11 protein-coding genes are annotated in these 12,553 nt (G+C 59.7%); 8 read left to right on the plus strand and 3 right to left on the minus strand.

Annotation, left to right across the window (positions count from 1 at the left end; all coding sequences use genetic code 11):
* Window positions 1–157 precede the first annotated feature (157 nt).
* Window positions 158–2,077: an ATP-binding cassette domain-containing protein gene (locus tag GVN17_RS21680; protein WP_166597304.1), complete on the plus strand. Its 1,920-nt coding sequence runs from the start codon at window positions 158–160 to the stop codon at window positions 2,075–2,077.
* Between the two features lie 132 nt (window positions 2,078–2,209).
* On the opposite strand, the gene GVN17_RS21685 is transcribed toward GVN17_RS21680, so the two are convergent.
* Complete coding sequence (locus tag GVN17_RS21685; protein ID WP_166597305.1) at window positions 2,210–2,653, minus strand: universal stress protein; 444 nt, start codon at window positions 2,651–2,653, stop codon at window positions 2,210–2,212.
* A gap of 110 nt (window positions 2,654–2,763) precedes the next feature.
* Here GVN17_RS21685 and GVN17_RS21690 point away from each other — a divergent pair, with 110 nt between their 5' ends.
* From GVN17_RS21690 to GVN17_RS21720, 7 genes are all read left to right on the plus strand, one after another.
* The gene (locus GVN17_RS21690) at window positions 2,764–3,201 is read left to right on the plus strand and encodes a hypothetical protein (protein ID WP_166597306.1); all 438 of its coding nucleotides are present in this window, start codon (window positions 2,764–2,766) and stop codon (window positions 3,199–3,201) included.
* A 574-nt stretch (window positions 3,202–3,775) separates the two neighbouring features.
* Entirely contained in the window at window positions 3,776–5,923 is a 2,148-nt protein-coding gene (fadB, locus tag GVN17_RS21695) for a fatty acid oxidation complex subunit alpha FadB (protein ID WP_166597307.1), read from the plus strand.
* Between the two features lie 23 nt (window positions 5,924–5,946).
* The gene (gene fadA, locus GVN17_RS21700) at window positions 5,947–7,122 is read left to right on the plus strand and encodes an acetyl-CoA C-acyltransferase FadA (protein WP_166597308.1); all 1,176 of its coding nucleotides are present in this window, start codon (window positions 5,947–5,949) and stop codon (window positions 7,120–7,122) included.
* A 103-nt stretch (window positions 7,123–7,225) separates the two neighbouring features.
* Window positions 7,226–7,462 (plus strand): DUF1653 domain-containing protein, encoded by a 237-nt coding sequence (locus GVN17_RS21705; protein WP_166597309.1) that lies wholly within the window; start codon window positions 7,226–7,228, stop codon window positions 7,460–7,462.
* Between the two features lie 110 nt (window positions 7,463–7,572).
* Window positions 7,573–10,176 carry a type I DNA topoisomerase gene (gene topA / locus GVN17_RS21710; RefSeq protein ID WP_166597310.1) on the plus strand — a complete coding sequence of 868 codons (2,604 nt, stop codon included), beginning with the start codon at window positions 7,573–7,575 and terminating at the stop codon, window positions 10,174–10,176.
* Window positions 10,177–10,320: 144 nt separating this feature from the next.
* Entirely contained in the window at window positions 10,321–10,842 is a 522-nt protein-coding gene (locus GVN17_RS21715; protein ID WP_166597311.1) for a DUF6586 family protein, read from the plus strand.
* A gap of 75 nt (window positions 10,843–10,917) precedes the next feature.
* A complete protein-coding gene (locus GVN17_RS21720; protein ID WP_166597312.1) occupies window positions 10,918–11,154 on the plus strand; it encodes a hypothetical protein in 237 nt (78 codons plus the stop codon).
* 118 nt (window positions 11,155–11,272) lie between these two features.
* On the opposite strand, the gene sulA is transcribed toward GVN17_RS21720, so the two are convergent.
* Complete coding sequence (gene sulA, locus GVN17_RS21725; protein WP_166597313.1) at window positions 11,273–11,776, minus strand: SOS-induced cell division inhibitor SulA; 504 nt, start codon at window positions 11,774–11,776, stop codon at window positions 11,273–11,275.
* A gap of 11 nt (window positions 11,777–11,787) precedes the next feature.
* The gene (gene lexA, locus GVN17_RS21730) at window positions 11,788–12,396 is read right to left on the minus strand and encodes a transcriptional repressor LexA (RefSeq protein ID WP_166597314.1); all 609 of its coding nucleotides are present in this window, start codon (window positions 12,394–12,396) and stop codon (window positions 11,788–11,790) included.
* Between the last annotated feature and the right edge of the window lie 157 nt (window positions 12,397–12,553).

Genomic DNA, 12,553 nt, shown 5'->3' on the forward strand with positions numbered 1-12,553 from the left:
ATGGCACGTTTAAGCAAATGTAGGAGTGAGCTTGCTCGCGATAGGCCCGGAGGGCATCAAAATAACGATTGAAAACCAATTCCCACCCCATTATCGAATCCCGCCCAATCCCCTCACCATCTCAGGTAGAATGCGCCCCCGGTTTTTGGAGAAGCTCATGACCCTGCTCAAATTCAGCGATGTGTCCCTTGCGTTCGGCGCCATGCCGTTGTTGGACAAGGTGTCCTGGCAGATCGCCCGTGGAGAGCGGGTCTGCATCATCGGTCGCAATGGCACCGGTAAATCCAGCATGTTGAAGCTGGTCAAGGGCGTGCAATTGCCCGATGACGGCAGCGTCTGGCGTGCGCCGGGGCTGAAAATCGGCGAGTTGCCTCAGGAACTCCCCGTGGCCGACGGCCGCACCGTATTCGACGTCGTGGCGGAAGGCCTCGATGGTGTGGGTGCCTTGCTCGCCGAATACCACCACCTCAGCCAGAACATCGTCACCGCCGAAGACCTCGACAAGCTGATGCATGTGCAGTCGGACCTCGAAGCCCGTGATGGCTGGCGCCTGCAGCAACTGGTCGACAGCACACTCAGCCGCCTGCAACTGCCCGCCGACAAGACCCTCGCCGAACTCTCCGGTGGCTGGCGTCGTCGTGTGTTGCTCGCCCAGGCGTTGGTGTCCGAGCCCGATCTGCTGCTGCTCGACGAACCGACCAACCACCTGGACATCGGTGCGATTGCCTGGCTCGAAGAAGCGCTGAAGGAATTCCAGGGCGCCGTGCTGTTCATCACGCACGACCGTTCTTTCCTGCAAAACCTCGCCACTCGCATTCTGGAGCTGGACCGTGGCGGCCTGATCGACTGGAACGGCGACTACGCCAGCTTCCTCGTTCACAAGGAAGCCGCCCTGGCTGCCGAAGAGACCGCCAACGCGCTGTTCGACAAGCGCCTGGCTCAGGAAGAAGTGTGGATTCGTCAAGGCATCAAGGCCCGTCGTACCCGTAACGAAGGCCGTGTGCGTGCCTTGAAGGCCCTGCGCGTCGAACGCAGCGAGCGTCGCGACCGCACCGGCAAGGCCAACATCCAGCTGGACACCGCCGAGAAATCCGGCAAGCAGGTCATGGTGCTGGACAACGTCAGCTTCGCCCACCCCGGTGGCCCGATGCTGATCAAGGACTTCTCCATGGTCCTGCAGCGTGAAGACCGCATTGGTCTGCTCGGCGCCAACGGCACCGGCAAGACCACGCTGCTCAAGCTGATGCTCGACAATCTCCAGCCCACCAGCGGTTCGGTGGATGTGGGGACAAACCTGGAAGTCGCCTACTTCGACCAGCTGCGTCACCAGCTCGACCTGGAAAAAACCGTGGTCGACAACGTTGCGGAAGGCCGCGACTTCATCGACATCGACGGCCAAAGCCGCCACGTCCTCAGCTACCTCGGCGATTTCCTGTTCAGCCCTCAGCGTGCGCGCACGCCGGTCAAGGCGCTGTCCGGGGGCGAGCGCGCGCGTTTGCTGCTCGCCAAGCTGTTCAGCAAACCCGCCAACCTGCTGGTGCTCGACGAACCGACCAACGACCTGGACGTCGAGACCCTCGAACTGCTGGAAGAAGTGCTGCTGACCTTCAAAGGCACTGTGCTGATGGTCAGCCACGACCGGGCATTCCTCGACAACGTGGTCACCAGCACGCTGGTCTTCGAAGGCGAGGGCAAGGTTCGCGAGTTCGTCGGTGGCTATCAGGACTGGCTGCGTCAGGGCGGTTCGCCGCGTCTCTTGGGCGTGACGGAAAGCAAGTCCGGCAAGGCCGACCTGAATTCGGCCATCGTCGAGCCGGTTGCAGCCCCTGCACCTGTGCAGGAAGCCGCCCCCGCCGCGAAGAAAAAGCTCAGCTACAAACTGCAGCGTGAGCTGGAAGCGTTGCCGGGCGAGATCGACGCCAAAGAGCAGCAGATTGCTGCCGTTGAAGCCGAGATTGCCCATCCGGGCTTCTACCAGCGTCCGGCTGCCGAAACGGCCAAAGTGCTGGCGTCCCTGGAGCAACTGAACAAGGAACTGGACGGGTTGGTCGAGCGCTGGGCCGAGCTTGACGAGTGAGCGCCGAGCTGGACGAGTAGGCGCCGAGCTGGACGAGTAAGCGCTTAGCAGGAAGGGTAATCCTTCGGCAATCGGCAGCCACAAAAAAGCCCGACCCCTTCAACGGGCCGGGCTTTTGTTTGCGTCGCAGGATTACTCGGCGCGTTTGACCAGGCGGACCGCCAGTACGTCGCACGGCGCACCGTGCAGCACGTCATTGGCGGTTGAGCCCAACAGTAGCGACAGGCCGTGACGGCCGTGGCTGCCGACTACGATCAGGTCTACGTGATGTTCCTTGGCCAACTGGTGAATTTCCTGGCGCGGCTGGCCGTAGGTCAGATGACTGTCACCGGTTTTCACGTCAGGGTATTTCAACTTAAGTGCTTCAAGCTTTTCCTTGGCCTGATCGAATTGCTGTTGTTGCAGCTGCGAGAGGTCCATTGGCACATCGCCGCCAAAGGCCATGGCCATGGGTTCGACGATGTGCACCAGCGACAGCTTGGCGTTGGTGCCCAGCGCAAGCTTGATGGCACGCTTGATAACGGGATCGCACTCTTCAGTGAGGTCCACGGCTACCAAAATATGTTCATAGGACATGGGATGTTCCTTCTGAGGTCTGCGATGGTGTTGATTATGGCTCTTTTCACGCGCCTCATGGCACGCCTTCATGTTTTACCCGTCGCTCCCCGCGACAGGGGCATACACATATGACGGTGTGGATAGTGCTGTCAATCATTGCCGTCATATTAAGCCCTTTGGTATGGCTCAGACCATCGCGCTCCCAGAGCGGTCGCATGGCCATGCGGATGGAGGCACGGCGCATGGGACTGGCCATGCAGCTGATCCCACAGGAATGGCCCCATTGGCTGCCCGTCGAGCCCCCGAGCCCGTGCGCGCAGTATCACCGACCTCGCACGGCCCGCGAGCCGGATGTGTGGACGTACTGGCAGATGACCCCCGGTGAGTGGGTCAACCAATGGCGCGAGCCGTGTGAGGATGCCCGCTTGCAGGCGCACTTTCAGACGCTGCCCGCCGACGTCTACAAAGTCGAAGCTGGCAAGCAGCTGGTTGCCCTTTATTGGGCCGAGCGAGGCGAGTCGGAAGTGTTGCAGCGCATTGCTGCCGTGCTGAAAGCGTTGGCGTGACGGCGGCAGGGGCAAATCGCAGGCATTAAAAAGCCCGATAACAACATCGGGCTGGGGGTTGGCCAGGCAGGCCGTAATTCGTGGTGCTCTGCGGTGCAATACCGCAGAAGACGTGCCGATTCGTTTCACATCACTTCCGAAAAACGACCCGTCTTGATGCGCAGTGCACAGAATGTAGACCTTCTTGGTGCATTTGTCTGCGGTGGATCCCATTATTTTCCAGGATTTGCGTACCGGTCGTCGCTTCTCGCGTTTACTCCCCCAGCCTGTCCGTTGAACGCGATCATTACGCTGAATGCTGCCTTATCACCTGTGTCTTTTACCTGCGATTTGCCGGTTTTGTCCGCTGTCTGCTGAATTGACAATTGCTGGAATATGGCAGAAGGTAGGCGCACCCAAATCAAACGGGCGTATGAATTGAGCGTTTGCCGTAGGAATGCTCTGACAGACGCCCGAATCGTGTCGACGGGGTGCCTGGCGTTTGGTGTTCGCATTGACGGAAACGTCTTTGCCTGCCGCCGGATTTCAGCGTCTGACGCGTATTGTTCAGCTTCCATATCGTGGAGATCAGTTGATGATTTACGAAGGTAAAGCCATCACGGTTAAGGCTCTTGAAAGTGGCATCGTCGAATTGAAATTCGACCTCAAGGGTGAGTCCGTCAACAAGTTCAACCGCCTCACCCTCAATGACCTGCGCCAGGCCGTCGATGCCATCAAGGCTGACGGGTCGGTCAAGGGCGTTATCGTCACCAGCGGCAAGGACGTGTTCATCGTCGGCGCCGACATCACCGAATTCGTCGACAACTTCAAGCTGCCGGACGCCGAACTGGTCGCCGGTAACCTTGAAGCGAACAAAATCTTCAGTGACTTTGAAGACCTCAACGTGCCGACCCTGGCTGCCATCAACGGTATCGCTCTGGGTGGCGGCCTGGAAATGTGCCTGGCGGCGGATTTCCGCGTCATGTCCACCACGGCCAAGATCGGTCTGCCAGAGGTCAAACTCGGCATTTACCCGGGTTTCGGCGGCACCGTGCGCCTGCCACGTTTGATTGGTGTCGATAACGCCGTCGAATGGATCGCCTCCGGCAAAGACAACCGCGCCGAAGATGCCCTGAAAGTGGGCGCCGTGGACGCGATCGTCGAGCCGGGCAAACTGCAGGATGCCGCGCTGGACCTGATCAAGCGTGCCATTTCCGGCGAGTTCGACTTCAAGGCCAAGCGTCAACCGAAGCTGGACAAGCTCAAGCTCAACGCCATCGAACAAATGATGGCCTTCGAAACCGCCAAAGGTTTCGTCGCCGGTCAAGCGGGCCCTAACTACCCGGCCCCGGTCGAAGCCATCAAGACCATCCAGAAAGCCGCGAACTTCGGTCGCGACAAGGCGTTGGAAGTCGAAGCCACCGGTTTCGTGAAAATGGCCAAGACTTCGGCTGCCGAAAGTCTGATCGGCCTGTTCCTGAACGATCAGGAGCTGAAAAAGAAAGCCAAGATCTACGACGAAGTCGCCAAGGACGTGAAGCAGGCTGCCGTACTCGGCGCGGGCATCATGGGCGGCGGCATTGCCTACCAGTCGGCGCTGAAAGGCACGCCGATTCTGATGAAGGACATTCGTGAAGAGGCCATTCAACTGGGCCTGGACGAAGCGTCGAAGCTGCTGGGCAAGCGTGTCGAGAAAAACCGTCTGACCCCGGCGAAGATGGCCGAAGCGCTGAATGCGATTCGTCCGACGCTGTCCTACGGCGATTTCGGTCACGTCGACCTGGTCGTCGAAGCCGTCGTCGAGAACCCGAAAGTCAAACAGGCCGTACTGGCCGAAGTGGAAGCGCAGGTGGGTGAGAACACCATTCTGGCATCCAACACCTCGACCATTTCCATCAGCCTGCTGGCCAAGGCGCTCAAGCGTCCAGAAAACTTCGTTGGCATGCACTTCTTCAACCCGGTGCACATGATGCCGCTGGTGGAAGTCATCCGTGGCGAGAAGTCCAGTGAAGTCGCGGTCGCGACCACCGTGGCCTACGCCAAGAAAATGGGCAAAAACCCAATCGTGGTCAACGACTGCCCGGGCTTCCTGGTCAACCGCATCCTGTTCCCATACTTCGGCGGTTTCGCCAAGTTGGTCAGTGCCGGTGTGGATTTCGTGCGCATCGATAAAGTCATGGAAAAATTCGGCTGGCCAATGGGCCCGGCGTACCTGATGGACGTGGTCGGCATAGACACCGGCCACCACGGTCGCGACGTCATGGCCGAGGGTTTCCCGGATCGCATGAAGGATGATCGCCGTTCTGCCGTGGACGCGTTGTACGAAGCCAATCGCCTGGGCCAGAAGAACGGCAAGGGCTTCTACGTCTACGAGACCGACAAGAAGGGCAAGCCGAAGAAAGTCGTCGACGCCTCCGTGCTGGAAGTGCTCAAGCCGGTGATTTACGAGCAGCGTGAAGTCACCGACGAGGACATCATCAACTGGATGATGATCCCGCTGTGCCTCGAAACCGTGCGTTGCCTGGAAGACGGCATCGTCGACACCGCCGCCGAAGCCGACATGGGCTTGATCTACGGCATCGGTTTCCCTCCGTTCCGTGGCGGTGCGCTGCGTTACATCGACTCGATCGGTGTCGCTGAATTCGTTGCCCTGGCGGACCAATACGCTGATCTGGGCGCTTTGTACCACCCCACTGCGAAGCTGCGTGAAATGGCCAAGACCGGCCAGCGCTTCTTCGGCTAAGTGCCCAACGAACAGGTGAGAATATGAGCTTGAATCCGAGAGACGTCGTGATTGTCGACTTCGGTCGCACACCGATGGGCCGCTCCAAGGGTGGCATGCACCGCAATACCCGCGCCGAAGACATGTCGGCGCACCTGATCAGCAAACTGCTGGAGCGCAACAGCAAGGTCGACCCGGCAGAAGTCGAGGACGTGATCTGGGGCTGCGTCAACCAGACCCTGGAGCAGGGTTGGAACATCGCGCGCATGGCGTCGCTGATGACTCAGATTCCGCACACGTCGGCGGCACAAACCGTCAGCCGTCTGTGCGGCTCGTCGATGAGTGCGCTGCACACTGCGGCTCAGGCGATCATGAGCAACAACGGTGACGTCTTCGTCATCGGCGGGGTCGAGCACATGGGCCACGTCGGGATGATGCACGGCGTCGACCCGAACCCGCACATGTCGCTGTATGCCGCCAAGGCCTCGGGCATGATGGGCCTGACCGCTGAAATGCTCGGCAAGATGCACGGCATCACCCGTGAAGCCCAGGACGCGTTCGGCGTACGTTCGCACCGTCTGGCCCATCAAGCGACCGTGGAAGGCAACTTCAAGGACGAAATCATCCCGATGCAAGGGTATGACGAGAACGGTTTCCTGAAGATGTACGACTTCGACGAAACCATTCGCCCAGAGACCACGCTGGAAAGCCTGGCCGCCCTGAAGCCTGCGTTCAACCCGAAAGGCGGCACCGTGACAGCGGGTACGTCGTCGCAGATCACCGACGGCGCATCGTGCATGATCGTCATGTCCGGCCAGCGTGCGATGGACCTCGGCATTCAGCCGATGGCGGTGATCCGCTCCATGGCCGTGGCGGGTGTGGACCCGGCGATCATGGGTTACGGCCCGGTTCCAGCGACCCAGAAAGCGCTCAAGCGCGCGGGTCTGAGCATTGCTGACATCGACTACTTCGAACTCAACGAAGCCTTCGCCGCCCAAGCCTTGCCGGTACTGAAAGATTTGAAAGTGCTCGACAAGATGGACCAGAAGGTTAACCTGCACGGCGGCGCCATCGCCTTGGGTCACCCGTTTGGTTGCTCGGGGGCGCGGATTTCCGGCACCTTGCTCAATGTGATGAAGCAGAAGGGCGGCACCTTGGGTGTGGCCACGATGTGTATTGGTCTCGGCCAGGGCATCACAACGGTGTTCGAACGCGTTTAATCGGCATGAGTGTTCAAGCCGGGGCCACGTGCCCCGGCTTTTGTGTTTTTCAGGAAATGTTTTTTTTGAAGTTTTTTTCGCGTCCGTTCGAGAGGTCCACCGCATGCCGTTGAAGCCAGGTCTCTACCGTCATTACAAAGGCCCCGAGTACCGTGTATTCGGTGTCGCGAAGCATTCTGAGACCGAAGAAGAAGTCGTGTTCTATCAGGCGCTGTATGGTGAATACGGCCTCTGGGTTCGTCCTTTGACGATGTTTCTGGAGTCAGTCGAGGTTGACGGCGAGCACGTGCCACGCTTTGCTTTGGTCACGGCCGAACCTGACCTTTTTTCAAGGTCGTAAGGCGAGACCTTGCAGTAGCCTCTGCTTGACCTCACCTTGTAGCCACTATATATAGCGGGGCCTCGACGGCTCTGACGTCTTTTTTTCTCGCATTAGGAATTTTCCGATCCATGGGCAAATCGCTGGTCATTGTGGAATCCCCGGCTAAGGCCAAGACCATCAACAAGTATCTGGGCAGCCAGTACGTGGTGAAGTCGAGTATCGGCCATATCCGAGACCTGCCCACCAGCGGTTCGGCTAGCGCTGCGAAAGAACCTGCCGCCAAAAAGGGCAAGACAGCTTCCGAAGCGCCTGCATTGACGCCCAAGGAAAAGGCCAAGCGCCAGCTCGTGGCTCGCATGGGCGTCGATCCGGAGCATGGCTGGAAAGCCAAGTACGAGATCTTGCCTGGCAAGGAAAAGGTGATCGACGAGCTGCGCCGCCTGGCCAAAGATGCCGACACCATCTATCTCGCGACGGACTTGGACCGCGAAGGGGAAGCCATTGCCTGGCACCTGCGTGAAGCCATCGGCGGTGACGACGAGCGCTACAAGCGCGTGGTGTTCAACGAAATCACCAAGAAAGCCATTCAGGAAGCGTTCTCCAAGCCGGGCGAGCTGGACATCGACCGCGTCAATGCCCAGCAGGCCCGCCGTTTCCTCGACCGCGTCGTGGGTTACATGGTCTCGCCGCTGCTCTGGCAGAAGATTGCCCGTGGTCTGTCTGCCGGCCGCGTCCAGTCCGTGGCCGTGAAACTGGTCGTGGAGCGTGAGCGCGAAATCCGTGCGTTCAACCCGGAAGAATATTGGGAAGTGCATGCCGACCTCGGCACCGCGAAAGGCGCCAACGTGCGTTTCGAAGTGGCGCGGGAAAACGGCGAGGCCTTCAAGCCGCTGAACGAAGCGCAGGCCATGGCCGCGCTGGAAAAGCTCAAGGCGTCTGCCTACAAGATCGCCAAGCGTGAGGACAAACCGACCAGCAGCAAGCCGTCGGCGCCGTTCATCACGTCCACGCTGCAACAGGCCGCGAGCAACCGCTTGGGCTACGGCGTGAAGAAAACCATGATGATGGCCCAGCGTTTGTACGAAGCGGGTTACATCACGTACATGCGTACCGACTCGACCAACCTGTCGGCCGACGCCGTGGCCATGGCCCGCACCTACATTGAAACCGAGTTCGGCAAGAAGTACCTGCCGGACGCGCCGATCGTCTACAGCAGCAAGGAAGGCGCGCAAGAGGCTCACGAAGCGATTCGTCCTTCCGACGTCAACACTCATCCGAGCAAGCTGACGGGCATGGAACGCGATGCCGAGCGTCTGTACGAGCTGATCTGGCGCCAGTTCGTGGCCTGCCAGATGCCGCCTGCGCAATACCTGTCCACCACTGTCAGCGTGGCGGCGAGTGAGTTCGAGCTGCGCGCCAAGGGCCGCATCCTCAAATTCGACGGTTACACCCGTGTGCTGCCGCAGATGAGCAAGCCCGGTGATGACGACGTGCTGCCAGACATGGCTCAGGGCGACGTGATGAAGCTGATCAAGCTCGACCCGAGCCAGCATTTCACCAAGCCGCCTGCGCGCTATTCGGAAGCGAGCCTGGTCAAGGAGATGGAAAAACGCGGCATCGGTCGTCCGTCGACTTACGCGGCGATCATCTCGACGATTCAGGACCGTGGCTACGTGGCGCTGCACAACCGCCGCTTCTACTCCGAGAAGATGGGTGACATCGTCACTGAGCGCCTGTCCGAGAGCTTCTCCAACCTGATGGACTACGGCTTCACCGCCGGCATGGAAGAGAACCTCGATGATGTGGCCCAGGGCGAGCGTGACTGGAAAAACGTGCTCGACGAGTTCTATGGCGACTTCAAGAAGAAGCTGGAAGTGGCCGAAGCCACGGGCAGCGGCATGCGGGCCAACGAGCCGGTGATGACCGATATCCCGTGCAAGGTGTGCGGCCGTCCGATGCAGATTCGTACCGCGTCCACGGGCGTTTTCCTCGGTTGCTCGGGCTACAGCCTGCCGCCGAAAGAGCGCTGCAAGGCCACGGTCAACCTGACGCCGGGCGACGAAATCGCCGAAGACGACGAGGGTGAGTCGGAATCCCGCGTATTGCGTGGCAAGCACCGCTGCCCGATCTGCAGCACGGCGATGGATGCCTACCTGCTCGACGAGAAACGCAAACTGCACATCTGCGGCAACAACCCGGATTGCGCAGGCTACGAGATCGAAGAGGGCACCTACCGCATCAAGGGCTATGAAGGCCCGAGCGTCGAGTGCGACAAGTGTGGCGGCGAGATGCAGCTCAAGACCGGCCGTTTCGGCAAGTTCTTCGGCTGCACCAATTGCAAGAACACCCGCAAGCTCCTGAAAAGCGGCGAAGCGGCGCCGCCGAAAATGGACCCGGTGAAAATGCCGGAGCTGAAGTGCGAGAAGGTCGACGACACCTACATTCTGCGCGACGGCGCGTCGGGGCTGTTCCTGGCCGCCAGCCAGTTCCCGAAAAACCGCGAGACCCGAGCGCCGTTGGTGCTGGAAATCGTGCCGCACAAGTCCGAGATCGATCCGAAGTACCACTTCCTGTGCGAAGCCCCACAGAAAGACCCTGATGGCCGTCCGGCGGTGATTCGTTACAGCCGTAAGTCCAAGGAGCAGTATGTGCAGACTGAAGTGGAAGGCAAGCCGACCGGCTGGCGTGCCTTCTACGACGGCGGCAAGTGGAAGGTCGAAGACAAGCGTTGATCGCTCGCGTGTGAGCTGCTAACGCGGCTGGCAAGCGCCCGCGCTTTGCGTTAAAAGAATCCCTCGGTGGCCGGTCTGCGCATCGAGGGATTTTTTTCCCTGGCGGATTCGTTACAACACTTTATCGATGGGGAGACCACTGATATGGCTCACGAACTCTATACCCGCACCAACCAAAAGCTGTTCTTCGCAGGCTTGGCGCTCGAATCCATGGCCAAGGCGAAAGAAAGCCGCGCCATGAACGCCCAAGGGCTTGAACAGGCAGAACGCGAGTCGGCGATCTTTCATCTCTACGGTGCGCTGCTGGGTTTGTGCCATGAAATTGCGGGTTTCTATCGCCTGCCCAACGCCAGCACGGCCCGCGCCGAGGACTTGCTCACCCCTCAAGTGCTGGAAGCCATCGCAATCCCTGAAATGGGTGAGTTGGTGGAATTGGCTCAGCAGCGCGAAACCTGGCTGGCGCAACTGCTGGCGTCCTACAACGCGCTGTTTCAGCCGCCCCGTGCCCCGAAAAAACCCAAAGGCGATGTGACCCAGCCGTTGATCATTTCCGTGGGCGCCGAAGACGAAGTCGAGCCCGAACTGACTCGCGAAGAAATGGAGAGCTGGCGCCAACAGCTGAAAAGCCTGGCGATCCGATTCCGTGAAGGGCTGAGCGAGTGTTAAGGCATTGTGATCGGTGGGCTAGGGCCTGAGTCATCAGGCTGTTACAATGCCCGCCTTTCGTGGAGAACTGTCCTGATGCCAACCTCTTTTCTGGAAATTGTAGAACTGCCTGACGGCCGCATTGAGCTACGCCGCGCCGAAGATGAAGGGTCGCTGGTAACCTTGAACTTCTCTGAGGACGCCAAGGCATTTCTGCATGGCCAACACGTCGAAGTCGCCAAGGCGATGCTCAGCGTGGGCGTGCAAATGGCCGGTCGCCTGGCCGAAGGCGAACTGACCAAAGAAGAAGAGGGGCCTCGCGTCCTGCACTGATCCTGTTCTGGATCAGCCTCGTATTACCCTTTCTGCTGGCTTCTCTGTTTGACGAGAGGCCCGGCGCGTGCCTGTTTCCGACGGTTACGCCCGTACCGATCAGCTCAGGCGAATAGCCTCAGCCCAGGCGAATATTCAAACTCTGCGCATCCCCGACACGCGCTGCGCTGATCAATTGCTGGCGCGCGGTGCTCGGCAGCGGGTTGATCCAGCTCACAACGGTGTGGCTGCGGCCCAGTCGCAAGGCTTCCCGTGTCAGCTCCAGCGCGCTTTGCGTGCCTCTCGGGTGCATCAGGATAATGCGTTCCCGGTTCAGGCCCGCGTCTCGCAGCCAGGCTTGCGTCACGCTCGACGGTGGCGCGATCAGCGTCAGCCAGCGATCATTTCGGTCCTGGCTCAGGTCGCGCAAGATCGGCGCGAGGAGGTTCAGGCAGTTTCCGGCAGCGCCGCGCAACGACAATTCACTGAAGACTTCGGGTTCGTTGCTCCACGGTGCCTCGACGACGTCTTCGAGGACCGGAATCTGGAGCAGCGGCACGTCGAGCAGCGGCATGGCAGGGGCCATGAAGGCTTCGAACAGCGGCAGTTGTGCATGTTGTTGCGGTGTCTGTGGGAACTGCATAAACGTTCTCCTTAGCGACGAATCACGCCGACACTCAGCCCTTCGATGACCAAGTCCTGATCTTTCAGGTTGACTTCGATGGGGGCGAATTCAGGGTTTTCAGCGATCAGCCAGACTTTGTTGCCTTCCCGCTTGAAGCGTTTGACGGTCACCTCATCGCCGATCCGCGCCACGACGATCTGGCCGTTGCGGGCTTCGCGGGTGGTGTGAACGGCCAGCAGGTCGCCGTCGAGAATGCCGACGTCCTTCATGCTCATGCCGTGAACACGCAACAGATAGTCGGCACTCGGATGAAAGAAGGCGGGGTTGATGGCCAGGGATTCTTCGATGTGCTGCTGGGCGAGGATAGGGGCACCTGCGGCAACACGACCGATGATAGGCAGGCCACTGTCGTCTGCCTTGGCTTCGAAGCCAGGAATGCGAATGCCACGGGACGCGCCCGGGGTCATTTCAATGGCGCCTTTGCGGGCCAAGGCCTTGAGGTGTTCTTCAGCGGCGTTGGGGGATTTGAACCCCAGTTCCTGAGCGATTTCCGCACGGGTAGGCGGGTAGCCGTTGTCTTCCAGACAGCGTTTGATGAAGTCCAGGATTTCAGCTTGGCGTGACGTCAGTTTGATCATGTGAATCGCTCTGTCTTTTTATACAGTGACTGGGATTATATACAGTGATCGCGTCTTGGCAATCATCCTTTTCATGCGGCTTGGCCGACCGTCGCCGAGAGAACGGATCCGCCGGGCGGGAACGATGGCTTGGAGCCGCGATTTATATGATTAAATG

Source organism: Pseudomonas sp. SLFW, assembly GCF_009905615.1.
In the GTDB taxonomy this organism is placed as follows: Bacteria; Pseudomonadota; Gammaproteobacteria; order Pseudomonadales; family Pseudomonadaceae; genus Aquipseudomonas; species Aquipseudomonas bambusae.